At 63.4% G+C, this 23,218-nt stretch carries 23 protein-coding genes and 2 tRNA genes; 13 read left to right on the forward strand and 12 right to left on the reverse strand.

Translation table 11 applies throughout. The features are described from left to right. Window positions 1–12 precede the first annotated feature (12 nt). The 7 genes from coaE to nusB all read right to left on the reverse strand — a co-directional run bounded on the left by coaE (window position 13) and on the right by nusB (window position 5,204). Window positions 13–630: a dephospho-CoA kinase gene (gene coaE, locus EAH73_RS18715; protein WP_140468949.1), complete on the reverse strand. Its 618-nt coding sequence runs from the start codon at window positions 628–630 to the stop codon at window positions 13–15. 36 nt (window positions 631–666) lie between these two features. Next, complete coding sequence (locus EAH73_RS18720; protein WP_140468950.1) at window positions 667–1,308, reverse strand: hypothetical protein; 642 nt, start codon at window positions 1,306–1,308, stop codon at window positions 667–669. A gap of 48 nt (window positions 1,309–1,356) precedes the next feature. Further along, window positions 1,357–1,671 carry a preprotein translocase subunit YajC gene (yajC, locus tag EAH73_RS18725; RefSeq protein WP_140468951.1) on the reverse strand — a complete coding sequence of 105 codons (315 nt, stop codon included), beginning with the start codon at window positions 1,669–1,671 and terminating at the stop codon, window positions 1,357–1,359. A gap of 24 nt (window positions 1,672–1,695) precedes the next feature. Further along, window positions 1,696–2,205 carry a DUF1573 domain-containing protein gene (locus EAH73_RS18730; RefSeq protein WP_140468952.1) on the reverse strand — a complete coding sequence of 170 codons (510 nt, stop codon included), beginning with the start codon at window positions 2,203–2,205 and terminating at the stop codon, window positions 1,696–1,698. 92 nt (window positions 2,206–2,297) lie between these two features. Continuing rightward, entirely contained in the window at window positions 2,298–3,296 is a 999-nt protein-coding gene (locus EAH73_RS18735; RefSeq protein ID WP_140468953.1) for an isocitrate/isopropylmalate dehydrogenase family protein, read from the reverse strand. A 183-nt stretch (window positions 3,297–3,479) separates the two neighbouring features. Continuing rightward, window positions 3,480–3,788 carry a YtxH domain-containing protein gene (locus EAH73_RS18740; protein ID WP_140468954.1) on the reverse strand — a complete coding sequence of 103 codons (309 nt, stop codon included), beginning with the start codon at window positions 3,786–3,788 and terminating at the stop codon, window positions 3,480–3,482. 87 nt (window positions 3,789–3,875) lie between these two features. Next, window positions 3,876–5,204: a transcription antitermination factor NusB gene (gene nusB / locus EAH73_RS23785; protein ID WP_240047333.1), complete on the reverse strand. Its 1,329-nt coding sequence runs from the start codon at window positions 5,202–5,204 to the stop codon at window positions 3,876–3,878. A 238-nt stretch (window positions 5,205–5,442) separates the two neighbouring features. Between nusB and EAH73_RS18750 the strand changes: the two genes are divergently transcribed. Beyond that, window positions 5,443–7,227: an ABC transporter ATP-binding protein gene (locus EAH73_RS18750; RefSeq protein WP_140468955.1), complete on the forward strand. Its 1,785-nt coding sequence runs from the start codon at window positions 5,443–5,445 to the stop codon at window positions 7,225–7,227. A gap of 101 nt (window positions 7,228–7,328) precedes the next feature. Continuing rightward, window positions 7,329–7,727, forward strand: coding sequence for a VOC family protein (locus EAH73_RS18755; RefSeq protein ID WP_140468956.1), 399 nt, complete (start codon window positions 7,329–7,331; stop codon window positions 7,725–7,727). On the opposite strand, the gene EAH73_RS18760 is transcribed toward EAH73_RS18755, so the two are convergent. Further along, on the reverse strand, window positions 7,724–8,218 hold the full coding sequence (locus EAH73_RS18760; RefSeq protein WP_140468957.1) for a T9SS type A sorting domain-containing protein: 495 nt from the start codon (window positions 8,216–8,218) through the stop codon (window positions 7,724–7,726). The two genes, EAH73_RS18755 and EAH73_RS18760, sit on opposite strands and share 4 nt — an antisense overlap. Window positions 8,219–8,399: 181 nt before the next feature. Between EAH73_RS18760 and EAH73_RS18765 the strand changes: the two genes are divergently transcribed. Continuing rightward, window positions 8,400–8,473: transfer RNA gene (locus EAH73_RS18765), tRNA-Pro, on the forward strand. A gap of 110 nt (window positions 8,474–8,583) precedes the next feature. Continuing rightward, window positions 8,584–8,657: transfer RNA gene (locus tag EAH73_RS18770), tRNA-Pro, on the forward strand. A 161-nt stretch (window positions 8,658–8,818) separates the two neighbouring features. On the opposite strand, the gene EAH73_RS18775 is transcribed toward EAH73_RS18770, so the two are convergent. Both EAH73_RS18775 and EAH73_RS18780 read right to left on the reverse strand, forming a co-directional pair. Continuing rightward, a complete protein-coding gene (locus tag EAH73_RS18775) occupies window positions 8,819–9,349 on the reverse strand; it encodes a hypothetical protein (RefSeq protein WP_140468958.1) in 531 nt (176 codons plus the stop codon). Between the two features lie 37 nt (window positions 9,350–9,386). Continuing rightward, the gene (locus EAH73_RS18780) at window positions 9,387–9,578 is read right to left on the reverse strand and encodes a hypothetical protein (protein WP_140468959.1); all 192 of its coding nucleotides are present in this window, start codon (window positions 9,576–9,578) and stop codon (window positions 9,387–9,389) included. A 206-nt stretch (window positions 9,579–9,784) separates the two neighbouring features. On the opposite strand from EAH73_RS18780, the gene EAH73_RS18785 reads away from it, so the two are divergent. The 6 genes from EAH73_RS18785 to EAH73_RS18810 all read left to right on the forward strand — a co-directional run bounded on the left by EAH73_RS18785 (window position 9,785) and on the right by EAH73_RS18810 (window position 17,694). Further along, window positions 9,785–11,188, forward strand: coding sequence for an FAD-dependent oxidoreductase (locus EAH73_RS18785; protein ID WP_140468960.1), 1,404 nt, complete (start codon window positions 9,785–9,787; stop codon window positions 11,186–11,188). Window positions 11,189–11,311: 123 nt separating this feature from the next. Beyond that, complete coding sequence (locus EAH73_RS18790) at window positions 11,312–12,034, forward strand: LytR/AlgR family response regulator transcription factor (protein WP_140468961.1); 723 nt, start codon at window positions 11,312–11,314, stop codon at window positions 12,032–12,034. Between the two features lie 153 nt (window positions 12,035–12,187). Next, window positions 12,188–15,073, forward strand: coding sequence for a DNA polymerase I (polA, locus tag EAH73_RS18795; protein WP_140468962.1), 2,886 nt, complete (start codon window positions 12,188–12,190; stop codon window positions 15,071–15,073). 94 nt (window positions 15,074–15,167) lie between these two features. Continuing rightward, window positions 15,168–16,580, forward strand: a complete 1,413-nt coding sequence (locus EAH73_RS18800) for a TlpA family protein disulfide reductase (RefSeq protein ID WP_140468963.1) — start codon at window positions 15,168–15,170, stop codon at window positions 16,578–16,580. A 123-nt stretch (window positions 16,581–16,703) separates the two neighbouring features. Continuing rightward, a complete protein-coding gene (locus EAH73_RS18805; RefSeq protein WP_140468964.1) occupies window positions 16,704–17,129 on the forward strand; it encodes a hypothetical protein in 426 nt (141 codons plus the stop codon). An 82-nt stretch (window positions 17,130–17,211) separates the two neighbouring features. After that, window positions 17,212–17,694: a DinB family protein gene (locus tag EAH73_RS18810; protein WP_140468965.1), complete on the forward strand. Its 483-nt coding sequence runs from the start codon at window positions 17,212–17,214 to the stop codon at window positions 17,692–17,694. A gap of 84 nt (window positions 17,695–17,778) precedes the next feature. On the opposite strand, the gene EAH73_RS23930 is transcribed toward EAH73_RS18810, so the two are convergent. After that, on the reverse strand, window positions 17,779–17,901 hold the full coding sequence (locus EAH73_RS23930) for a hypothetical protein (RefSeq protein WP_262711095.1): 123 nt from the start codon (window positions 17,899–17,901) through the stop codon (window positions 17,779–17,781). A gap of 73 nt (window positions 17,902–17,974) precedes the next feature. Further along, complete coding sequence (locus EAH73_RS23200) at window positions 17,975–19,246, reverse strand: tetratricopeptide repeat protein (RefSeq protein WP_161599607.1); 1,272 nt, start codon at window positions 19,244–19,246, stop codon at window positions 17,975–17,977. A 153-nt stretch (window positions 19,247–19,399) separates the two neighbouring features. Between EAH73_RS23200 and glyA the strand changes: the two genes are divergently transcribed. From glyA to EAH73_RS18830, 3 genes are all read left to right on the forward strand, one after another. Next, window positions 19,400–20,692, forward strand: coding sequence for a serine hydroxymethyltransferase (gene glyA, locus EAH73_RS18820; RefSeq protein ID WP_140468966.1), 1,293 nt, complete (start codon window positions 19,400–19,402; stop codon window positions 20,690–20,692). A gap of 123 nt (window positions 20,693–20,815) precedes the next feature. Next, on the forward strand, window positions 20,816–21,703 hold the full coding sequence (tatC, locus tag EAH73_RS18825; RefSeq protein WP_317129397.1) for a twin-arginine translocase subunit TatC: 888 nt from the start codon (window positions 20,816–20,818) through the stop codon (window positions 21,701–21,703). A gap of 100 nt (window positions 21,704–21,803) precedes the next feature. Then, window positions 21,804–22,160 (forward strand): hypothetical protein, encoded by a 357-nt coding sequence (locus EAH73_RS18830; RefSeq protein ID WP_140468967.1) that lies wholly within the window; start codon window positions 21,804–21,806, stop codon window positions 22,158–22,160. Window positions 22,161–23,218 lie beyond the last annotated feature (1,058 nt).

Raw genomic sequence — 23,218 nt, forward strand, 5'->3', positions numbered from 1 at the left:
CCGCTGGGGGCCCTACTGCCCGGCGGCCGGGGCCCCCAGGGCCCGCAGCTGCGCATCGAGGGCCAGCACTTGGGGCAGCACCAGTTGCACGTCGTCGTTGTGCACCACGTAGTCGGCGCGCTGCTGGCGCTCGGCCTCGCCCAGTTGCTTGCCGATGATGGCTTGCACGTCGGCGGCGGTGCGGTGGGGGTCGCGGCGCAGCACGCGGGCCTCGCGCACGGCCAGCGGCGCGGCCACCGTGATGATGCGGTCGAGCGTCTTGTAAGCGCCCGACTCGAAGAGCAGCGCCGCTTCTTTCAAAACATAGGGGGCCCCGGCGGCTTGCTGCGCGGCGGCCCAGCGGGTAAAGTCCTCGCCTACCCGCGGGTGAACCAGCGCGTTGAGCCGCGCCAGCTGCGCGGGGTCGGCAAATACGGTGCGGGCCAGCGCGGGGCGGTTGAGCTGCCCGGCGGCGGTGTAAGTATCGGGCCCAAAGGTACTTAGCAGCTGCTCGCGCAGCAATGCGTCGTGCTCCATCACCCAGCGGGCGCGCTGGTCGGAGTCGTAGAGTGGAATGCCTAGCAGGCCAAACACGCGGCTCACCACGCTTTTGCCCGACCCAATGCCGCCAGTGATGCCGATGCGTACCATGTGAGTAAGTGGTTGATAGATGCCGCGCTGGCTGAATTATCGGGGCCGCAGCTCGGCGCGCACCTGGGCGGCGGCGGGGCGAACAAGTGCCGGGGCCCGCACTGCAAGCCGCGCCGCGCCGGGGCCCGTGCCCGCGGGCACTGCTACCGGGTAGGGGTTGGGCAGGCGCGCCACCACGCTGGCGGGGCCCCTAAACGTGAGGCTGGTGGGCTCGAAACGGGCCGTGTAGGCGGGGGCGCGGCCCGAGTCGGGGGCGGCCAGGGCCAGCGGCAGCCGCCGCGTGGCGTAGCGGTCGAAGGTCAGGCGCAGGGTGTCGCTGGCCCATTCGTCCACTTGCAAGCCTTCGAGGGCCCGTTGGAGGCTGTGCTGCCAGGTGCTGGCCGACAGGTAGCGGGTGCCGGGGCGGGGCACTGGGTGCAGCTCAGCTGGGTGCAGGCCCATGCCCAGGTTGGCCCGCAGTAGGCGCCAGCCCTGGCCCGTGACGACCACCGGCACGGCGGCCGGCAGGGGCCGCAGCGACACGTAGCGGGCCGTGTCGTAGTGCCAGGCCAAGGGGCAGCTCAGGCGGGTGCTGTAGGTTTTGTTCAGCGCGTTCATTTGCCAAAACAGGCCCGCCGCCAGCAGGCATGCGGCCGCCGCCCGGTAAAACACGGGCTCCTGGCTGATGAAGGGGTGCACCAACCACCGGCCCAACTGGCCGGCCCGTGCCCAGGGCCCCGGCACGCCCTATACGGCGGCCTCGGCCGCCTTGGTGCCCACTTCGCGGGCAATGGCCGAGCGGTCGAAGCGCAGCTTCACGCCGCGGTCCACTTCCACCACCACCGTCTCTTCGGTCAGCTCGATCACCAGCCCGTGCAGGCCGCCGATGGTGACGATGCGCGCGCCCTTGGCCAGGGCCTGCCGGAACTTCTTGGTATCGGCCGAGCGCTTTTGCTGGGGCCGGATCATAAAGAAATACACCACCGCCGCGATGGCAATCGGAAACAGGAACTGGGTGTAATCGGCCGGGGCGGCTTGCAGCAGCAGGGTTAGGAACGTCATATTAGGCGGAGCAAAAAAGCAGAGTTACTGGGCAGCGGTGGCGGCGGTGAGCACGTTGCCCTTGATGGTGATGGTGGTGATGCTGGGCTGGGTGTTGGCCCGCACGTTCACCTGCTTGCTGATGAGGCCCTGCTTGCCGCGGCTGTCGAACTGCACTTGCAGCGTGCCTTTAGCCCCGGGGGCAATGGGCTCCTTGGTCCAGTTGGGGGTGGTGCAGCCGCAGGAGGCAGTGGCATCGGCGATGAGCAGCGGCGACTTGCCGGTGTTAGTGAACTCGAAGGTGTGGTTCACCTTGCTGTCAGCCGCAATGTCTTTGAAATCAAACTCCTGCTCGGTAAAAGTCATCACCGGGGCGTTGGGGTTCGGGGTTTCGCTCTCGCCCACCACGTTGGGGTTGTCCACGGTGGGGTTGGCGGTGGCGTCGGCGGCCTGGTTGGCGGCGGCGTTCATGCCCTGGGTGCCCACATCGGTGCCTTTGTCGCGGTTGCAGGCGGCCAGCAACAGGGCCCCGGCCAGGAGGGAGGTGAATTTCATGTTATTTATCAGTTGTGCGTTGTCGCTTGTCAGTCATTGGTTCTTATCACATCAGAACAATGCTGACAACGAATGACTGACAACTAAAAGTCCTAAAGCTTGTCGATGATGTGCTGGGTGAACTCGCCGGTGGTGGCGTGGCCGCCGAGGTCGCCGGTGCACTGGTCCTGGTGCAGCAGCGTTTCTTCCAAGGCCTTGTCGATGCGGTCGGCCACTACGTGCTCGCTCAGGTGGTGCAGCATCATAATGGCCGAGCGCAGCAGGGCCGTGGGGTTGGCCTTGCCCTGGCCGGCAATGTCGGGGGCCGAGCCGTGCACGGCCTCAAAAATGGCCATCTCGTCGCCGATGTTGGCCCCGGCCACTACGCCCAGGCCGCCCACTAGGCCGGCGCACAGGTCGGAGAGCAGGTCGCCAAACAGGTTGGTGGTCACAATCACGTCGAACTGCTCGGGCTTGCCCACCAGCTGCATGCACATGTTATCGATGATCTTGTCTTCGAAGATGATGTGCGGAAACTCAGCCGCTGCCTCTTTGCAGGCGTTGATCATGATGGTGCCGGCCATCTTGATGATGTTGGCCTTGTGGGCCAGCGTCACCTTCTTGCGGCCGTGGCGGTTGGCGTAGGCAAAGGCGGCGCGGCAGATTTTGCGCGAGCCTTCCACCGTCACGCGGGCGATGGAATCGGCAATGCCCAGGCGCTCGTCGAACACTTCCAGGCCCGAGTACAGGCCCTCGGTGTTCTCGCGAAACAGCACCAAATCAATGCCCTCGTAGCGGGTGTGGATGCCGGGTGTGGTTTTGCTGGGCCGCACGTTCTGGTAGAGGTCGTACTTCTGGCGCAGCGTCACGTTGATGCTGCGGAAGCCCTTGCCCACCGGCGTAGTGATGGGGCCCTTGAGCGCCACCTTATTCTTTTCCAGCGACTTGAGCAGGGCCACCGGAATCAGCTCGCCCGACTGGTCAAACGTGGTTTGGCCGGCGTTCTGCTCTTCCCATTGCACGGGCACTTGGGCGGCGGCAAAAATATCGGTTACGGCTTTGGTGATTTCCGGCCCGATGCCGTCGCCAGGAATGAGGGTTACTAAGTGCATTTTCTCAATGGGTGAATGAGTGAATGGGTGAATGAGTGAAGGAGTGAATGAGTGGTTAGTGAATGAGTGAGTTGGTGAATGGGCGAGGGAGGAAATAGAAATTTCTCCGATCATTCACCCGTTCACTAACTCCCTCATCTACCCATTCGCTCTTTCACTCACGCACCCAGGCACTCACTGAAATTAAGCGCCCTTGCGGGAGTTGATTTGGTTGATGAGCTGGTCCACGTCGCCGAGCAACTGCTCGGCCTTGTCGCGGGCGTCGGAAATGACGCGCTGCCCTTCGGTTTTGGCCGAGGAGGCTCCCAGCTCGCGGCTCGTGACGAGGCCCTCGGCGAGGTCGGCGAGCGTGGCGCGCGACTTTTCGAGCTGGTAGCTCAGCCAAGAGCGGGTTTCGCGGCCCTTTTCGGGGGCGTAGAGCAAGCCGAAGAGGGCCCCGGTGAGGGCGCCGCCCGTGAAACACAGAATGCCGGTGGTGGTTTTGCCAGCCATGGTGCGGGAAAGGAAGGGTGAGAAATGCGGGGTTTTACGAAATATACGGCCGCCAAGATACCCCGTGGCCCCGGCGGGCGCGGGCAGCTACTGGTTGTCGAGCAGGCCGCGGCCCGATTTGCGGATGTCGCCGCTGGCGGCCAGGTCCTGGGCCAGCTTGTCGAGCACGCCGTTCACAAACTGCTTGCTCTTGGGCGTGCTGTAGAGCTTGCTGATTTCGATGTACTCGTTGATGGTCACCTTCACCGGGATGCCGCGGAAGAGCTGCATCTCGCACAGGGCCATCTTGAGGATGATTTTGTCGAGCAGGGCCACGCGGTCTACGTCCCAGTTCTGCACCGAGCCACCGATGAGGCCCTCAAACTTGGCGTCGTCCACCAGCGTCTGCTTGAACAGGGTTTCGGCAAACTCGCGGTCATCGGTCCAGTTGGCGCTCAGGTTCATCAGCTCCTGCTTGTCGGTGGCCGCGTAGGGCAGCATCTTCAGGGTCTTCAGCACCAGGTTGCGCACGATGGGCCGGTTCTCCTCCCAGTTCAGGTCGTCGATTTCCAGCTGGCGCGGCAGCTCCTCGCCCTTGAAGATAAACTCTTTATATAGGAAGCGCAGAAATTCCAGGTCGGCTTCGTACTCGGCCTCCTCGCCGCTGGCGGCCAGGCTGGGGGCCCCAATGGCGGGGGCGGGGGCGTCGTTGGCTTCGCCGGGGCCCTGGGCGTCGGCGTCAGCCGGGCTTTCTGCGTCGGTTTCAGCATCGGCCGTGGCCAGGCCGGCGGCCGACAGTGGCTGGCCTTTGAGGTAGGCCAGCACCGTGGGATGGGTGCTCATCTCGGCGCGCCAGGCGCGGCGCAGGGCCTCCAGCTCCTCAGTACCTAGCCACTGCAGCTTGCGCCGGATGGTGAGGTCTTGGAGCTGCTCGTTGGCCATGAGTTTGGCGATGGCGGCGCTGCCGGCCAGGCGGCTGGTGTCGAGAGCGGTGTCGCGGGGGCCCAGGCGGCGGCGGGCTTCGCGGTCATTTTCCTCCTCCAGCACTTGCAGCAGCGAGGCGGGCAGGTTCAACAGGTGCAGGTACTGGTCGTGGATGCTTTCGGCCCCGGCCAGCAGCTGCCCGCCGAAGAACTTGCCGTCCTTCTTCACCTGGTCTTGGAAGTAGCGGATGGCGTCGTTCAGGGCCAGGTCCACGGCCTTATCGTCCGATTTTTCGGGGGCCTCGTTCGTGCGGTACCACTCGCGGAAGCGAGCCTCGCCCAGCTTGCGCTGGCCCTCTAGCTGGCGGCGGTCGGGGGCCACCTCGGCGTTCAGGTCGGGCTCAAACGCCGCCGCGATGCGGTCCTGGGCCAACCCGAAATCGGCCCCCACGGCCTGGTGGTAGGCGTAGAGGGATTGCATGACTTTGATGCGGAGGAGGCGGCGGTTCAGCATTATATAATAGTAGGCGGTAGTGAAGTAGGCAGTGGGCGGCAACGGGCCCCAGGGCCCCAGTGGGCGCGGGCCGGGCGTAACTTTGCGCCGGGGCGCAGGTTGTGGCCGGGGGCCCCAGCGCGCCGAACCAAGCACTGGCCGGCCCGTTTCAGTAGGGGGCCGGGCCGGCGCGCCGTTCGGCGTTGCGGCCGCAAAAGTACCCCGTTTTTTCCGATCCCGCCCTTTTTTCTGCCCGTCCGTGCGCGCCCTCACCGCTGTCAATCCGTTCATTTACCGCTACAAATGGCACTTCCTCGGGGGCGTGCTCTTCGTGGTGCTGAGCACGCTGCTGACCATTTTTCCGGCCCAGCTCGTGCGCTACGCCTTCGATCTGGTGAGCGAGGGCATCGACCTCTACCACCTCTTCGCCGGTACCCAGGCGCAGGCTGGCGTCTACGATTTATTTGGGCGCAACGTGCTCTTCTACGGCATGCTCATCATCGTGCTGGCGCTGCTGCGGGGCATCTTCCTGTTTTTTATGCGCCAGACGCTCATCGTCATGTCGCGCCTGATTGAGAACGATCAGAAAAACCAGGTGTACCTGCACTACCAGTCGCTGCCGCTCAGCTTCTACCGCCGCCACAGCACCGGCGACCTCATGTCGCGCATCAGCGAAGACGTGGGCCGCGTGCGCATGTACCTGGGCCCCGGCATCATGTACTTCTTGCAGCTCGTGGTGCTGTTCGTGCTCGTCGTGCCGCTCATGCTCATGGTGAACGTCAAGCTCACGCTCTACACGCTGGCCCCGCTGCCGGTGCTCTCGGTCAGCATCTTCTACGTCAACAACTTAATTGAGCGCAAGTCCGACCAAATCCAACGCTCGCTGGCGGCCATGACTACGTTTACCCAGGAGGCCTTCTCAGGCATCCGGGTCTTGAAGTCGTTCTCGCGCCAAGCCGACTCGCACGCGCAATTCACCAAGGCAAGCAACGAGTACAAGGAGAAGTCGCTGAGCCTCAACTTTGTAAACTCGCTGTTTTTTCCGCTCATCCTGTTCCTTGTGGGCCTGAGCACGCTCATCACCGTGTGGGTGGGGGGGCAGGAAGTCATCCGCGGCACCATCACCACGGGCACCATCGCCGAGTTCCTGATCTACGTAAACCTGCTTACCTGGCCAGTGACGGCCCTGGGCTGGACGTCCTCGCTGGTGCAGCGCGCCGAGGCCTCGCAGGCCCGCCTCAACGAGTTCCTGGACGAGAAAACCGACATCGTGTCGCGCCAAAACCTGCAGCACGAAATGCAGGGCGACATCGTGTTTGATAATGTATCCTTCACCTACCCCGACACCGGCATCAAGGCCCTGCACAACGTGAGCTTCCGCATCCGGCCAGGCCAGACGCTGGCCGTCATCGGCAACACCGGCTCGGGCAAGAGCACCATCGCCGCCCTGCTCTGCCGCCTCTACGATGCCACCGCCGGCCAGGTCGAGGTGGATGGCATCGACGTGCGCGACTACGCCCTGGACAACCTGCGCGAGCAAATCGGCTACGTGCCGCAGGACGTGTTCCTATTCTCCGATAGTATTCGGCAAAACATCAACTTCGGCCTCGACCAGCCATCGGAGGAAAAGATGCTGCAAGCCGCCCGCGACGCGGCCGTGTACGACAACATCATGGGCTTCCCCGAAGGCTTCGACACAAAAGTGGGCGAGCGGGGCATTACCCTTTCGGGCGGCCAGAAGCAACGCGTGAGCATGGCCAGGGCCCTGGTGAAGGAGCCCAAAATTCTAATTCTGGACGACTCGCTCTCCGCCGTTGATACCAAGACGGAGAACACTATCCTGGGGGCCCTGCAGCGCATCATGGCCGACCGCACCAGCCTCATCATCTCGCACCGCGTAAGCTCGGTGAAGCTGGCCGACCACATCCTCGTGCTCGACGACGGCACCATCGTGCAGCACGGCACCCACGAAGCCCTCATGGCTGAGCCCGAAGGCCTGTACCGTGCCCTCTACGAGCGCCAGCTGCAAGCCGAGGAGGCATAATGTATAGGCTTGCTTCTAAAATTAAAAAAGCAGACCGTCGGGCAGCGCGCAGTGCCGCCCGATGGTCTGCTTTTTTAGGAACAATTCTTAATCCTTAAAATATGAACCAACGCCTCGCCCACGTCACGGTGCTCGTTCGTAATTACGACGAGGCCATTGCCTTCTACACCAACGTGTTGGGTTTCGTTCTAGTGGCCAATACCGACCTGGGCGGCGGCAAGCGCTGGGTGGTGGTAGCCCCCCAGGGCCCCAGCGCCGGCTGCGGCCTGCTACTAGCCGAGGCCCACACCGATGAGGAGAAGCGCGCCGTGGGCCACCAAGGCGGGGGCCGGGTCTGGCTGTTTCTGCACACCGACGACTTCTGGCACGACTACCCCGTGCTGCAAGCCCGCGGCCTGCGCTTCCTGGAGGTGCCCCGCACGGAGCCCTATGGCCACGTCGCCGTGTTTGAGGACCTGTACGGTAACCGCTGGGACCTACTGGAGCCCTTGGGCGGCTAGTCGCCGAGGTGCACGCGGCGCATGCCCGTGCGCAGGCCGGCCGTGCAGTGCACCACGTAGTAGCCGGCGGGCAGTTGGCTCACGTTCAGCTCAATGGCTTTGGCGCCGGCCATCACGTTGCGGGTGAGCACCGGCCGGCCGGTGGCGTCGTTTACCTCGATGGTGGTGGGGCCGGGCGCGTTGGTGTGCACCGCGAGTTGCCGGGTGGTGGGATTTACCTCGGCCTTGATTTTGAGGGCCGTGGGGTCGGCGGCGGGCGTGGTGGGGGCCAGGGCTACGTGGGCTGCGGCGGGCGCATCGGGGGCGGCGGCCGGGGCGGGGGCTTTAGTGGCGGGCCCTGCGGCGAGGGCCTTGGCCGGGGCTTTTGCTGGGGCAGCTTTAACGGGCGGCTTGGCGGCGGCTTTGGGGGCGGCAGCCTTGGCTTGGGCGCGGGCCCCGGCCGGATGCAGGGCCAAAACCCCGCCGCAGAGGATAAAGAATAGAATTTTCATAACGATAAAAAGAATAAAAAAGTCGGTGGAAAGGGTATGGGTAAAAGTACGTAACGGCCCGCCAATCACCCCTATGCGCGGCCTCAGGGGCCCCCGGCCGGCTGGGACCCCTAAAAAATAATTGGTGGCCGCTTGCACGGGGCCCGGCCAGCGCCTTACCTTTGTCGCTCCAATTACCCATCGGGGTGTAGCGTAGCCTGGTATCGCGCCAGCATGGGGTGCTGGAGGTCGTAGGTTCGAATCCTGCCACTCCGACTTGAAGGGCAGCCGCTCTTGAAAGCCCTCGGACTTTTTGTTCGAGGGCTTTTTTCGGCCGCTTCGGGAATTGGAAATAGAAACGGGAGCCGCCCCATCGGCCCCAGTTTCGGGGTGTAGCGCAGCCCGGTAGCGCGCGTCGTTCGGGACGACGAGGCCGTAGGTTCGAATCCTGCCACCCCGACCCGCCAAAAAGCCCGGCCCTTCTCTCGCAGAAGGGCCGGGCTTTTTTGTGTGCCTTTGCCAGGGGCCCCAGAATGGTTGTGGGTGCGTGGGGGAGGGGCGGAAAACGCGTGGTGCTACGCTACTGCTGCGCCAGCCCCCCGGCCGCGGGCCGCTGGGGGCCTATTTCACACCCACCCACACTTCGGCGGTTTCGCCGGGGCCGAAGCGCTCGAGGTAGAAATTGCGGGGCGTTAGTTTCTGCTCCTTCACCGCGTCGAGGGCGGCGGGGTAGAGCTTGTTGGGCGAGAGCAGGTAGCTGACGCCATCCACGCGGGCCGCCACCACGCGCTGGCCGGCGGGCACCAGGCGGTAGCGCAGGCCGGCGGGCAGGGGGCGCAGCGTGTCGGCCACGGCCAAGCCAATGAAGGCGCGCACGGTGTCGTGGGCCGCTTCGGGGTTGTTGTAGTAGAGGTTAGCGAGGGCAGCGCCGGGCAGGCGGCCCTGGTCGAGCACTTGCTTGGCCCGGCGGAACAGGGGCCCAAACCCGTCGCCCTGGGCCGAGCCGGCGTAGGCTTGCCCGGCCAGAAACACCGGGGCGGTGGTAGTTTCTAAGGCTACGGCGGCGGGCCGGAGGCCGCCGAGCCAAGCATAAGCCCCCACGGCGAACACGCTCAGCAGGATGGCAGCTAGGAAAATGTAGCGGGTCGTCATGCCGCAAAGGTAGCGGGGCGGGGGCCCCGCAACGGGGTTAGTAGCGCAAATCGGGGTGGCCGCAGAGCAGCGGGTCCGCGTCTTCGCCGATGAGGTAGCCGTAGAGGAAAAACGTGGAGGAAGTCGTTTTGGATTGCTGCCCGGGGGCCGTAGTGGTGCCCGAAGGAGCGTAGCCCGCGTCGGCAATGGTATCGAAATGGGCGAGGTATTCCGGTAATTCTCTCATCATGCAAAAAATCTACTCTTTTATTCAAACCGCTGCCTAATTATTCGAGGCTGGGGCCCCCGTTGGATTTTTACCAGACCCCGGTTTCGGCGAGCGGCATTATTGGCGGTCTGAACGGCCGAAAAAATTGGCCCAACGAACCCTGACAGCCGGCGGCTGTTGCTGCGGGGGCGTAGCTTCGCAGCCCGTTTACCATCCCCGCTCCGACCATGGCCTTGCCGATTTCTTTGCCCCCCGGGGCCCCAGCAGCACCGGCCAGCGGCGCGGGCCCCCTCACGGTGGCGGGGGCAGGGCTGGTGGGCTCGCTGCTGGCCCTGTACCTGGCCCGGCGCGGCCACGCGGTGCAGCTGCTCGACCGCCGCCCCGACCTGCGCCTGCGCCAGCGCAGCGAGGGCCGCTCCATCAACCTGGCCCTATCGGACCGCGGCTGGCGGGCCCTGGAGGGCGTGGGCATTGCCGACGACATCCGGCAGGTGAGCATCCCGCTCTACCGCCGCGTGATGCACGACCGCCAGGGCCAGCTCACGGGCCAGCCCTACGGCGCCGCGGGGCAGGCCATTTACTCCGTTAACCGAGACCAGCTCAACCGCACGCTGCTCGACTTGCTGGAGGCCCGGCCCGGCGTGCAGCTGCGCTTCGGCCAGCAATTGCAGCGCCTCGACCTGGCTGGCCGCACCCTGCACCTGCGCGACGTGGCCACCGGCCGCGATTACGCTGAGCCCTACACCGAGCTGTTTGGGGCCGACGGGGCGTTTTCGGCCGTGCGCGGGGCCCTGCAACGCACCGACCGCTACAACTACTCGCAGGACTATTTGGAGTACGGCTACAAGGAGCTAACCATTGAGGCGGGCCCCGACGGCACTTGGGCCCTGGAGAAAAACGCGCTCCACATCTGGCCCCGCGGCCAGTACCTGATGATTGCGCTGCCCAACCTCGACGGCTCGTTCAACGCCACCCTGTTTTTTCCCTACGAGGGCCCCACGAGCTTCGCCGCCCTGCCCGACGCGGCGGCCGTGACGGCCTTTTTCGCCGCCGAGTTTGCCGATGCCGTGCCGCTGATGCCGCGCCTGGCCGAGGAGTTTTTTGCCAACCCCACGGGCTCGCTCGTCACGGTGCGCTGCTTTCCGTGGCACACCGAAGGGGTGCTGCTGCTCGGCGACGCGGCCCACGCCATTGTGCCCTTTTATGGACAGGGCATGAACGTGGGCTTTGAGGATTGCACCGTGCTCGACGGCCTGCTCGATGCCCACGGCGACGATAACTGGCCTGCCGTGGCGGCCGCCTTTGAGCAGCAGCGCAAGCCCAACGCCGACGCCATGGCCGACCTGGCCCTCTACAACTTTGTGGAGATGCGCGACCGGGTGGGCGACCCGCGCTTTTTGCTTCAAAAACGCATCGAGAACAAAATTGCCGCCCTGCACCCCACCCGCTGGGTGCCGCTCTACACGCGCGTTACGTTTTCGCACTTGCCCTACGCCGAGGCCTGGGCCGCCGGCCAGCGCCAAGACGCGGTGATGGCCCAGCTGATGCCTCACATTCAAGACGAAGCCGATTTTGACCGTCCAGCTGTGCAAGCCCGCCTGGCCGAAGAGCTGGCCGCCGCCGGCATATAATGGCTCTGCGGTAAAAAAACAGAAACATCTCTGCCAGTGCCTAGTTTTGCTGGTTCAAAGGCTAACTTGGCTCTGCCAATGCGGCCGCATACCCAGTAGTTTTACCCGCTGCGCTCCCTGTTTATGCTCACTTGCGCCATCATCGACGACGACGAAATCAACCGGCTTACCCTGGAGCACTACGTGAGCCTCACGCCGGGCCTGGAGCTGAAGGCCTCGCTGGCCGACGGCATCGCCGGCCTGGCCTACCTGCGCGAGGGCCACGCCGTGGATTTGCTGTTCCTCGACATTGAGATGCCCCACCTCAACGGCCTGGAGCTGCTGCGCCTGCTGCAAGACCCGCCCGCCGTGGTCATCACCACCGCCCGCAACGACTTTGCCGTCGATGCCTTCGAGCTACAAGTAACTGACTACCTGGTGAAGCCCTTCGAGTACGGCCGCTTCAGCCAGGCCGTGGAGCGCGTGCGCCAGCAGCCCCGGCCCAGCGCCGCCCCGGCGGCTGGGGCCCCCCACCCCGACGCGCCCGCCAACGCCGACGTATTCGTGAAGGTGAATAGCCGCATGGTGCGCATCAATTTTGATGATGTGCTCTACGTGGAGGCTTTGTCCGACTACGTGAATATCGTCACGGCTCAACAGAAGTACATCGTTTATACCACCCTCAAGGCCTTGGAGGCGCGGCTGGCCGTGTTTCCCAACTTCGTGCGCGTGCACCGCAGCTACTTGCTCAACACCCAGCACATTGAATCCATCGAAGACAACACCGCCAACCTGAAGGGCGGCTACTACGTGCCCATCGGCAAGTCGTACCAAGAGAGCTTCTTCAAGGGCTTGTCCAAGATGTAGTTAGGCAGAATGATTGTGCTGGGGGCCCTGGGAGCTGCAAATTTTGCCGCTGCCGGGGCCCCCGCTTTTTAGGGCCCCCGGCAGCGGTGGGGGCCCTAAAAAGCGGGCGGCGCGGCCAACGGCCGGCCCAGCCCCGCCGTACTTTCGTGGACCATGACCGATACCGCCGCTGCCGCCCCCCAGAAGCTTTTCCTGCTCGACGCCTTTGCCCTGATTTACCGCTCGCACTTCGCGTTCAGCAAAAACCCGCGCATCAACTCCAAGGGCCTGAACACGGGGGCCGTGCTGGGCTTCACCAACACGCTGGTGGAGGTGCTGCAAAAGGAGAAGCCCACCCACATCGGCGTGTGCTTCGACGCGGGCAAGACGTTCCGGCACGAGCAATTCCCGGCCTACAAGGCCCAGCGCCAGGCCATGCCCGAAGACATCGGCACCGCCATTCCCTACATCAAGCAAATCATCGAGGCCTTCCACATCCCCATCCTGCTGATGGCGGGCTACGAGGCCGACGACGTGATTGGTACCCTGGCCCAACGCGCCGAGGCCCAGGGGTTTGAGGTGTTCATGATGACGCCCGACAAGGACTACTGCCAGCTGGTTACGGACAACATTAAAATTTACCGGCCCGCTTTCATGGGCAACGCAGCCGAAATCCTGGACGTGGCCCACGTGCTGGCCCGCTTCGAGATAGAGCGCGTGGAGCAGGTGATTGACATCCTGGGTTTGCAGGGCGACGCCTCCGACAACATCCCCGGCATTCCCGGCATCGGCGAGAAAACGGCCAAGACGCTCATCCAGAAGTACGGCTCCGTGGAAAACCTGATTGCTCACGTGGACGAGCTCAAGGGCAAGCAGCAGGAAAACGTGCGCAACTTCGCCGAGCAGGGCCTGCTGAGCAAGGAGCTGGCCACCATCCACGTGAACGTGCCGCTGGAGTTTGAGCCCGACAAGCTGGTGCTCGACGCGCCCGACGAGGCCCGCCTGCGCGTGCTGTTCGACGAGCTGGAGTTCCGGCAGCTGGCCGCCCGCGTGCTGAGCGGGGGCCCCGAGCGCACCCCGGCCGGCGTGGCCAAGCCCGGCACCACCGGGGCCCGGCGGCCCAAGGCAGCGGCCGCCGGCCAGGCCTCGCTCTTCGGCAACCCCGGCGACGAGGCCGTGGCCATCGGGGCAGAGGAGGGCGAAACCGGCCACGGTGGGGCCCCTGGGGGCCCCCGCCGCCGCCTGGAAGACGTGCCCTACCAGTACCACTTGATGGACACGCCGGCGCTTCGGAAGTCGCTGCTGCACTTCCTGCTGCGCCAGGCTGAGGTGAGCTTCGACACCGAAACCACGGGCCTGGATACGATGACGGCACGGCTCGTGGGCCTAAGCTTCTGCTACCGGCCGGGCGAGGCCTACTACGTGCCCGTGCCGGCCGACGACCTGCCCGCCGCCCAGGCCATTGTGGACGAGTTCTGCCCCTTTTTCAGCAACTCCGGCATCCTCAAAATCGGCCAGAACATCAAGTACGACCTCAGCATCCTCAAGCACTACAACGTGGAGGTGGCGGGGCCCCTGTTCGATACCATGCTGGCGCATTACCTCATCGAGCCCGACATGCGCCACAACATGGACGTGCTGGCCGAAACGTACCTGCACTACGCCCCGGTGCCCATCACCGACCTGATCGGTCCCAAGGGCAAGAAGCAAATCACGATGGCCGACATTGCTCCGGCCCTGGTGAAAGACTACGCCTGCGAAGACGCCGACGTGACCCTGCAGCTCAAGCACGTGTTCGAGCCGATGCTGAAAGAGTTGGGCCTGCTGGAGCTGCTGAACACCGTGGAAAACCCGCTGGTGCCGGTGCTCAGCAGCATCGAGTACGAGGGCGTGCGCATCGACTCGGTGGCCATGGGCGAGTACTCGGCCGAGCTGCAAGGCTACGTGCAAGAGCTGGAAACGCAGATTTTCACGGAAGCCGGGCAGGAATTCAACATCGGCTCGCCCAAGCAGCTCGGCGAGGTGTTGTTCGATAAAATGGACATCGGCCGGGGTAAAATCAAGAAAACCAAGACCGGCCAGTACGCTACCGGCGAGGAAATCCTGAGCCAACTCGCGGCCGACAACCCCATCGCCGCCCTCATCCTGGAGTACCGCCAGCTCAGCAAGCTGCGCAGCACCTACGTGGAGGCCCTGCCCCAGCTGGTGAGCGTGGTGGACGGCCGCGTGCACACCAACTTCAACCAGGCCGTGACGGCTACCGGGCGCCTGAGCAGCACCAACCCGAACCTGCAAAACATCCCGATTCGCACCGAAAAGGGCCGCGAAATTCGCAAAGCCTTCGTGCCGCGCGACGACCAGCACCTGCTACTGGCCGCCGACTACTCGCAGGTGGAACTGCGCATCATGGCCGACTTCTCGGGCGACGCGACCATGATCGAAGCCTTCCGCCTGGGCCAGGACGTGCACAGCAGCACGGCCAGTAAGGTATTCCGGGTGCCACTGAGCGAGGTAGACGCCGAGATGCGCCGCAAGGCTAAAACGGTCAACTTCGGCATCATTTACGGCATTTCGGCCTTCGGGCTGGCCCAGCGCATCGGTATCAGCCGCAAGGAAGCTACCGACATCATCGAAACGTACTTCCAGGAATTCCCGTCGGTGAAGCAGTTCATGGACGAGAGCATCAACCGGGCCCGCGAGCTGGAATACGCCGAAACGCTGCTCAAGCGCCGCCGCTACCTGCGCGACATCAACTCGCGCAACGCCACGCTGCGCGGCTACACCGAGCGCAACGCCATCAACGCCCCCATCCAGGGCACCGCCGCCGACATCATCAAGCTGGCGATGATCAACATTTATAACTGGCTGCGCGAGGAGAAGCTCAAAACCCGCATGATTTTGCAGGTGCACGACGAACTTGTCTTCGACGCCGTGCAGGAAGAAGTGGAGTACATCACCCCCAAAATAAAGGAACTGATGACCCAGGCCCTGCTGCTGCCCCGCGGCGTGCCGCTGGAGGTGGAAGTGGGCACCGGCCGCAACTGGCTGCAAGCCCACTAGGGCCCACGTGGGGCCCCTGGCGTTGCACCCCAGGGGCCCCCACTCCCCGCCCCAATCTTAGCTTTGCCGCACACACATACCCTGCGATAAAGCTATGAAATACATTGTACTGTGCCTCTGGATTTTCTGGAGCGCGCTGGGGCCCCTGCGGGCGCAGGGCATCCGGTTTGAGAAGGACTCGCTGACGCAGGTATTTGCCAAAGCCCAGCAGCAAAACAAGCCGGTATTCCTGCTGCTGAGCCCGCCGCCGGCCCCCGCCAACCTGCCGCCGGCGGTGAGGGCGGAGCGGAACAAGTCGGGCCTCAACGCGCCGGCGGTGGCCGACAAGCTCAACCAGGCATTTCTGAGCAAGGAGCTGGTGTTCGGCAGCGCCGAAATGGGGGCGGCCGCGCGCCGCTATAACGTGACGACCTACCCAACCTACCTCTACTTCGGCCCCGATGGCAACCTGCTGTACCGCCGCTTCGGCAATACCAGCAACGAGGAGCAGTACCTCAAAGACGTAGCCGCCGCGCAGCAGGCCCAGCAAGACCCGCAGAACCTGAGCCACTTGGCCGCCGCGTTCCAGCGGGGCGACCGCGACACGGCCGTGCTAAAGCGCTACCTGCTGAAGCGCCGGAGCCTGCGCCTGCCCCCGGAGCCGGCCGTGCTCGATGCCTACGCCCGGCAATTGCCAGCCAAGGCGTTTTATCAGCCGGCGGAGGTGCTGTTTATTTTGGAGAGCGGGCCGGTAGTGGGCGGTTCGGCCTTTCAACTCTCGCACCTGAGCCAGAAGCTGATTGACAGCCTCTACCGGGTATTGCCCTTGCCCCGGCGCGTGGCCATTAATAATCTGATTATCAACACCACCATGGCACAGGCTGCGGCTACCAAAGACCGCAGCACCGCGGAAAGAGGCGCCAACTTTGCCCGCAGCACCTGGACCAATGACTACATCAGCGGGGCGCGCAACTACGACCGCAACATGCTGGCATTCTACCAGAACGTTAAGGACACCACCGCCTACCTGCAGCAAGCCGTGTCCTACTACGAGCGGTACTACTTCAACCTGCCGGCCGATTCGGTAAAAAAAGCGCTGGCGGCGCTCCAGGCTTTTCGCCAGCGCCAGCCCGCGCTGCTGCAGCGGCTCGATTCGGCGGCGCGGCGCGGGCCGGCCGGGGGCCCCCCGCCAGCCGGGGCCCCCGGCCGCATCGTGCGGACGGTTGCCGTGGTGGGCCCGCCCGCGTCTTTCTTGCAGGAGCTGAACAACGGGGCCTGGGCCATTTACCAAACTGGCACCCGCAACAAAAACTACCTCTCGCACGCCGTTGCCTGGAGCAAGCGCACGGTAGACCTGGACCCCGCCGCTTACAACAACGACACGCTGGCCCACCTGCTCTACCGCATCGGCTTCTACGCCGAGGCCGAGGCCCGCCAACAGCGGGCAGTGGAGCTGGCGCGCCAGGAAAAAATAGCGGCCGCTCCCTACCAACAGGTGCTGGACCAGATCCGCAAGCGCACCCTGTAATGAAGTAGGGCCCCCGCCGCCGCTCCGCTCGCATCATACTATAGGTATAGAGCGGGCGGGCCGCCTCACCCATTGCCGCCCGCCCGCCGTATAGCCGGGCTTTCAACCCCTCACTCGAAAGCCATGCTGAACAAAGCCGTTCACACGACAACGCTCCAAAACATTGCCCGCGGGCTTATGGGCACCTTCATGGTGGTGGCCGGTACCGGGCACCTCACCTTCGTGCGGAAGGACTTCCAGGCGCAGGTGCCCGATTTCGTGCCCCAGGACAAAGACACTGTGGTGCTGGAATCGGGGGTGGTGGAAATTGGCCTGGGCTTGGCCTTGCTGCTGCTGAAAGGGAAAAACCGGGTGCGCATGGGCGTGGGCCTGGCCGTGTTCTACACGCTGATTTTCCCCGGCAACCTGCACCAGTACGCCAGCCACCTTTCCGCCTTCGGCCTCGATACTGACAACAAGCGGCTCGGGCGGCTATTTTTCCAGCCTGTGCTGGTGGCCGGGGCCCTGTGGTCCACCGGGGCCCTCAAAGTGCTCATGAAAAAGAAATAGGCCACGCGCCCTCTATCCCGCCCGCCGGCAACCATCGCCCCAGGGCCCCCGCAACCACATGCCTGCAAGCAACCTAACCCCCATGGACCGGCCCAACCAAAAGGGCCTGGTGGCCGAGCTGACCAGCCTGCTCACCAAGGGCAACGCCCACGCCACTTTTGAGGAAGCCTGCGCTGACCTACGGCCGGCGCAGTGGAACCAGCGCGTGCCCGGCGTGCCCTACACCATCTGGCAGCTGGTCGAGCACGTGCGCATCGCCCAGTGGGACATTGTAGAGTTTTGCCTCGAACCCCGGCACGAATCGCCGAAGTGGCCGGAGGGCTACTGGCCCGCCCCCGATGCCACCGCCGACGAAGAACAGTGGCAGGAGGCGCTGGACGGCATTCGGCAGGACCGGCAGCGCTTCCTGCACCTGCTGCATGCCCCCGGCACCAATTTTCTGGCGCCCCTGCCCCACGGCACCGGCCAAACCATCTTGCGCGAAGCCTTCCTCATTGCCGACCACGCTGCCTACCACATCGGCGAAATCATTTTGGTGCGCCGCCTGCTGCACGCTTGGAAGTAAGCGCCGCGCCGGGACCGGCCCTTCTTATAAAAGCAAAGAGCCCGGAACGTCTGACGTTCCGGGCTCTTTGCTTTTATAAGAAGCTTACTTCTTCTGGGTTTTGACGGTCTTGCCCGAAGGCTTGTCCTTCACTTCCTCTTCGTTCTGCTTCTCCTTGTTCTTGGTAGCGGGGTCGGTGTGCTTCGGGGTGCTGGTGGGCGTGGCCATGGCGTGGGGTTTCTTTTAGTAAGGAATGGATGTGCGCCGTGTACGCACGCCGGGGCCCCGGCGTTGGGCGGGGCTAGGGGCGCGGGCTGAGCACGCCGGCGGCCAGCACGCGTAATGCATTGGCTTGGTAGGGGTTGAGTGAGTCGGCGGCCACGCGGCGCATTGCGTCGCGGGCGGCGGCGGGCTGTCGGTTTTGCCAATAAGCCATGCCCAGGTGGTAAAGCGCCCGGCGCGACAGGGGCCCGTCCAGGGCCTCGGCCAGGCGGTGCAGCGGCGGCTGGGCCGATTGGTTATCGCCCGATTGCAGCAGAAATAGGCCGCGGTAGTAGCTCAGCGTGTCGGCCCCCAGCTCGTCGGGCCCTAGGCGGCCCAGCGTGTGCAGGGCGGTGGGGTAGTGGCCGGCGCGGTACTCGGCCAGGGCCTGGGCCAGCAGGGGGCGGTGGCGCTCCTGGGCCGGCGTGAGGCCCAGCGCGGGGTCGAGGCGGTAATAGGCGGCCCAGCCTTCCTCAGGCTGGGTGGCGCGGTTCGTCGTCCAGAGGGCCAAGGCGGTACCCAGCGCCACCAGCAGCGCGGCGGCGGCCCACAGCAGGCTGCGCCGCCGGTGGCGCCGGCCGATGCGCTGGAGCCGGGCCAGCGAGGTGGTGCGCTGGTCGAGGCGGCGGTCGAGCAAGTGCAGGCGCAGGCGCAGCGTGTCGTGGCCGGCGGCCCAGCGCAGGTCGGCGGCAAACTGCTCGTAGGCGGCGTGGGCGGCGGCCAGGTCGGGCTCGTCTAATAAGCGCTGCTCAAACGCTTCCTGGGTCGCCTCGTCCAGGGCCCCGTCGGCGAAGCGCTCCAGCGCGTCGAGGTGCACCCGGAAGCCGTGGGGCGGATTCGTCAAATCTACCAGCCGGCGCAGGCAGGCCCCTTTTTGACGGCGGGCCACGGCGGGGTTGGCAAAGCCCAGCTTGCCGCTCATGCGCCCAAAGTTGTAGCCGTGGAAGTAGAAATACGTCAGCAGCCGCTGGCAATCGGGCCCAAGCTGGTGGAAGTGTACCAGCCGCTGCTGGCGGCGGCTGGCCTCGGCGGCGGGCAACGGAGCGGCCGCGGCGGCCAGCCGCTGCTCGGCCAGCTGGTTCACGTGGGCCGGTACGTCGGGCGGCAGGCGCGTCAGGCGGCCGTCCGATACTTGGTCGTAAAAATCGAGCAGGGCCCCCTGCAGCAGCGCGTGCGCCGCCGGGGCCCCCAGCTGGTGCTGGCGCAGGGCCCAGCGGGCAAACACGTCGCGGCGCTGCTGGTAGAAATCAACAAGAAATTTCTGGTTGCCAACGCGCAAGTGCGTCAGAACCTCGGCAAGTGGCGTAGACATAATAAATAGTATTTAAAAATGATTGATAATGAATAAATCAATCTAATAGTAGGATAAACTAGTATTTTTTAATGAAGGTATGATTTATTTAGAAATTGCCCACCAGCCTCAGTGCCTGCGGGCGGGGCGGCGGGGCCATTGTACCTTTGGCCTATGCAAACCACCGCCCCTGCCCGCCTCCGCGACGCCGCCGTGTTCGGCCTCATCGACCAAGAAAAAACCCGCCAGACCCACGGCCTGGAGCTGATTGCGTCCGAAAACTATGTGTCGGAGCAGGTGATGGCCGCCCAGGGCTCGGTGCTCACCAACAAGTACGCTGAGGGCCTGCCCGGTAAGCGCTACTACGGCGGCTGCGAGATAGTTGACCAAGTAGAACAGTTGGCCATCGACCGCGTGAAGGAGCTTTTCGGCGTGACCTGGGCTAACGTGCAGCCCCACTCCGGGGCCCAGGCCAACGCCGCTGTGATGCTGGCCTGCCTCAACCCCGGCGACAAAATCCTGGGTTTCGACCTCAGCCACGGCGGCCACCTCACCCACGGTTCGCCCGTCAACTTCTCAGGCAAGCTCTACCAGCCCAGCTTTTATGGCGTGGAGCAGGAAACCGGCCTCATCGATTGGCAGAAGGTGAAAGAAACGGCCCGCCGCGAACGGCCCAAGATGATCATCTGCGGCGCCTCGGCCTACTCGCGCGACTGGGATTACAAAACCCTGCGCGAAGCCGCCGACGAGGTAGGGGCCCTATTGCTGGCCGACATCTCGCACCCGTCCGGCCTCATCGCCAAGGGCTTGCTGAACAACCCGTTTCAGCACTGCCACATCGTGACGACGACGACCCACAAAACCCTGCGGGGCCCCCGCGGCGGCCTCATCATGCTGGGCCAAGACTTTGAAAACCCCTTTGGCCTGAAAACGCCCAAGGGCGAAATCCGGCTCATGTCGGCCCTGCTCGATTCGGGCGTATTCCCCGGTACCCAGGGCGGGCCCCTCGAGCACGTCATCGCCGCCAAGGCCGTGGCTTTCGGCGAGGCACTGAGCGACGATTTTACGGACTACGCCAAGCAGGTGGCAGCCAACGCCCAGGCACTGGCCGCCGGTTTCACTGGGCTGGGCTACGACATCATCTCGGGCGGTACCGACAACCACTTGATGCTGATTGACTTACGCTCGAAGGGCCTCACCGGCAAGCTGGCCGAAAACACGCTCATCAAGGCCGACATCACCATTAATAAGAACATGGTGCCGTTCGACGACAAGTCACCGTTCGTAACCAGCGGCATGCGCATCGGCTCGGCCGCCATCACCACCCGCGGCCTGGGCACCGCCGACATGGGCCGCATCGTGGAGCTCATCGACGAGGCCCTGATGCACCACGCCGACGACACCCGCCTCGGCCACGTGCGCCGGCAGGTGAACGCCTGGCTCCAGGATTACCCACTTTTTGCCTAAGCAGTGAACGGGGGCGGGCGCGTCCGGCATTAAGGTATTAGGGCCCCGGGGCGTTAGTCCCAAGCGCGCCTTTTTGTCGTATCTCCCGCAGTTCACTTATCTGCTCATTCACCCCTGCACGCATTGGAAGCGAAAACATCGCTGGGCGACCAGCACGAAATGTCCTTTATCGACCACTTGGAAGCGCTGCGTTGGCACGTTATCCGGGCGGCGATATCGGTGGTGGTTTTTGCCACAATTGCCTTTTTCTCGAAGAATTTCCTCTTCCATACCCTGATTTTGGGGCCCTCGCGCGCCGATTTCTGGACCTACCGGATGTTCTGCCGGCTGGGGGCCCTCTTTGGCTCATCCGAGCCTTGCGCCGACCACGTCAACTTCATCATCCAGAACCGGGAGATGAGTGGGCAGCTCTCCATGCACATCAGCACGTCCGTCATCGCGGGCTGCATCTTGGCCTTTCCCTACCTTTTCTGGGAGCTCTGGCGCTTCATCAAGCCCGGCCTCTACCCACATGAGCGCCAAAACTCGCAGGGGGCCGTGTTCTTCGTGTCGATTCTCTTCATATCGGGTGTGCTATTCGGCTACTACATCGCCGCCCCGATGAGCATCAACTTCCTGGCCGGCTATACCGTCGACGCCAGCATCGAGAACCAGATTGACCTTCAGAGCTACCTGAGCACCCTCACCACCATGACGCTCTCGTGCGGCCTGGTGTTTGAGCTGCCCATGATCGTGTTCTTCTTGGCCAAAGCCGGCATGATTACGCCCGAAATCATGCAGCTCTACCGCAAGCACGCCATTGTGGTTATCTTGGTGCTCGCAGCCATCATCACCCCGCCCGACGTCACGGCCCAAATCATCGTCACCATCCCCATCATGCTGCTCTACGAGCTCAGCATCCACATTGCCCGCGTGGTGCGCCGTGGCGATGCCACCCGCCTCAACGCCAAGCTGGCCCGCCAGCAAGCCGAAGAAGAAGCCCGTACCGCTATCGGCCCGCCCATCAACTAGGGAGCCCGTGCAGGTTTCATCCGGTGGGGCCCCCGCTGCGGTGCCTTTGGGCCCGCGGCGGGGGCCCCGCTTCCTTATTATATAGTATAGTCCCTAACCCATGCGTCCGAACCACCTCACCATCCTGGGGGCCCTAGCTGCCGCCAGTACCTTGGCCGGTTGCCAGCCAACTCTTACCACCACGCCCGTCGAAGCGCCGCCGGCCGCCACTGCACCAGCCCCCGCGCCCCCCACCGGGGCCCCCACCGCCGCAGCCGCGCGTGCGGCCATTGGCCATTACTTGGAAGGTCAGCCCAACGCTCTGCTCTACGTCGTCGATTCGGCCCGTACCATCGACCTCGGTTCTTCTTGGCAGGTATTGGTGCCCCGCACCGACTGGGCCCGCCGTATGCCCAACCGCGCCGCTTTTGAGGTAGATAAGCAAACCGGTAGTGTAAAATCCCTCTTAGTGAAGTAGCCCGGCGCAGTAGCCGCCATTCAGCACCCCAATTCACCCAGCGGTGCCCATTGACGATTTACTTAGTTACCTGAAAATAATGTAGCCGATCATTTTGGTGCCTTATCGGTACAGCCGCAACTGGAAAAGGAGCCACATATTATCAGGTTACTTATAGAGGTTAAGCGCAAGTATTTACATGAATACCTGTAAATCAAGGCTGTAATAGTCTAAAGGTGCTTATCCTTAGGATACGGTGCCAACAGCTGCGTAGCGAATCCCTCTGGATAAAAAAACCATGCCCAGCTTGAATACTCTAGACAATCCGTCTAGGCATCTGCGTTCATCCAAGCACCAAAGGACGCCTCACTGCCACTAGCCCGGAAGCCTTCAGCAGACACTTCCACGATGCTTTCAATATTACGCAAGTTTGCCGACTTCTATCCATCAGCGTATTAGCTACAGCAAGTGTTGTTGTGAGAAAACAAACATTACATATTGTTTGCCAGCTCAAATAATGCGAGTACCTTTGCACTCCCAAACGGGGGAAACGGTATTGGAAAGTAGCAAGTCGCACTTAGTAATACCAAGTCAATCGCTTCAAATGCACGAAGGCGATTTTTATTGAGTTCAAACAAACCCAATAAAAATTTACTTAAAGTTTGTTTAGTTGAGAAAACGCCTTATCTTTGCACTCCCAAAAGGGGGAAAGGGTTAAAAGGCTTCAAAAACAGCCTTGACGACCATACAGAAGTCGCATTTAATTGGAAGCGGCGAAAGATGAAGGTTAGCAGTGAAGAAAATTATTTCTTCTTTCTTGCGACACTTTCAAAAATATTTCTTACCTTTGCACTCCCAATCGAAAAGAGCGGGGATTAGGATAATGAAAACGGGCTGGTTTGCCGGCCCCACGGTTGCTTCAACAGGAAGCGGCGTACGTTCTTTGAATGACGGAAACAGACAAATAGTAAGGGAGCCGGTTGGTTTACCAGCCGGCTCAACCACGAAACGCGTTGAGTGGCCTTGTCCCCGAGTGGGGCGAGGCGTGCACAAGACAGCAGCCTATTTTCGAGTAGGTG

This window comes from Hymenobacter nivis, from assembly GCF_006439025.1.
Lineage (GTDB): Bacteria > Bacteroidota > Bacteroidia > Cytophagales > Hymenobacteraceae > Hymenobacter > Hymenobacter nivis_A.

Excerpts from the sequence above, each read along its gene's own strand:
- coaE (WP_140468949.1), bottom strand. The coding sequence starts at position 630 with ATGGTACGCATCGGCATCACTGGCGGCATTGGGTCGGGCAAAAGCGTG.
- yajC (WP_140468951.1), bottom strand. The coding sequence starts at position 1,671 with ATGACGTTCCTAACCCTGCTGCTGCAAGCCGCCCCGGCCGATTACACC.
- EAH73_RS18730 (WP_140468952.1), bottom strand. The coding sequence starts at position 2,205 with ATGAAATTCACCTCCCTCCTGGCCGGGGCCCTGTTGCTGGCCGCCTGC.
- EAH73_RS18735 (WP_140468953.1), bottom strand. The coding sequence starts at position 3,296 with ATGCACTTAGTAACCCTCATTCCTGGCGACGGCATCGGGCCGGAAATC.
- EAH73_RS18740 (WP_140468954.1), bottom strand. The coding sequence starts at position 3,788 with ATGGCTGGCAAAACCACCACCGGCATTCTGTGTTTCACGGGCGGCGCC.
- nusB (WP_240047333.1), bottom strand. The coding sequence starts at position 5,204 with ATGCTGAACCGCCGCCTCCTCCGCATCAAAGTCATGCAATCCCTCTAC.
- EAH73_RS18755 (WP_140468956.1), top strand. The coding sequence starts at position 7,329 with ATGAACCAACGCCTCGCCCACGTCACGGTGCTCGTTCGTAATTACGAC.
- EAH73_RS18760 (WP_140468957.1), bottom strand. The coding sequence starts at position 8,218 with ATGAAAATTCTATTCTTTATCCTCTGCGGCGGGGTTTTGGCCCTGCAT.
- EAH73_RS18775 (WP_140468958.1), bottom strand. The coding sequence starts at position 9,349 with ATGACGACCCGCTACATTTTCCTAGCTGCCATCCTGCTGAGCGTGTTC.
- EAH73_RS18780 (WP_140468959.1), bottom strand. The coding sequence starts at position 9,578 with ATGATGAGAGAATTACCGGAATACCTCGCCCATTTCGATACCATTGCC.
- EAH73_RS18785 (WP_140468960.1), top strand. The coding sequence starts at position 9,785 with ATGGCCTTGCCGATTTCTTTGCCCCCCGGGGCCCCAGCAGCACCGGCC.
- EAH73_RS18790 (WP_140468961.1), top strand. The coding sequence starts at position 11,312 with ATGCTCACTTGCGCCATCATCGACGACGACGAAATCAACCGGCTTACC.
- polA (WP_140468962.1), top strand. The coding sequence starts at position 12,188 with ATGACCGATACCGCCGCTGCCGCCCCCCAGAAGCTTTTCCTGCTCGAC.
- EAH73_RS18800 (WP_140468963.1), top strand. The coding sequence starts at position 15,168 with ATGAAATACATTGTACTGTGCCTCTGGATTTTCTGGAGCGCGCTGGGG.
- EAH73_RS18805 (WP_140468964.1), top strand. The coding sequence starts at position 16,704 with ATGCTGAACAAAGCCGTTCACACGACAACGCTCCAAAACATTGCCCGC.
- EAH73_RS18810 (WP_140468965.1), top strand. The coding sequence starts at position 17,212 with ATGGACCGGCCCAACCAAAAGGGCCTGGTGGCCGAGCTGACCAGCCTG.
- EAH73_RS23930 (WP_262711095.1), bottom strand. The coding sequence starts at position 17,901 with ATGGCCACGCCCACCAGCACCCCGAAGCACACCGACCCCGCTACCAAG.
- EAH73_RS23200 (WP_161599607.1), bottom strand. The coding sequence starts at position 19,246 with ATGTCTACGCCACTTGCCGAGGTTCTGACGCACTTGCGCGTTGGCAAC.
- glyA (WP_140468966.1), top strand. The coding sequence starts at position 19,400 with ATGCAAACCACCGCCCCTGCCCGCCTCCGCGACGCCGCCGTGTTCGGC.
- EAH73_RS18830 (WP_140468967.1), top strand. The coding sequence starts at position 21,804 with ATGCGTCCGAACCACCTCACCATCCTGGGGGCCCTAGCTGCCGCCAGT.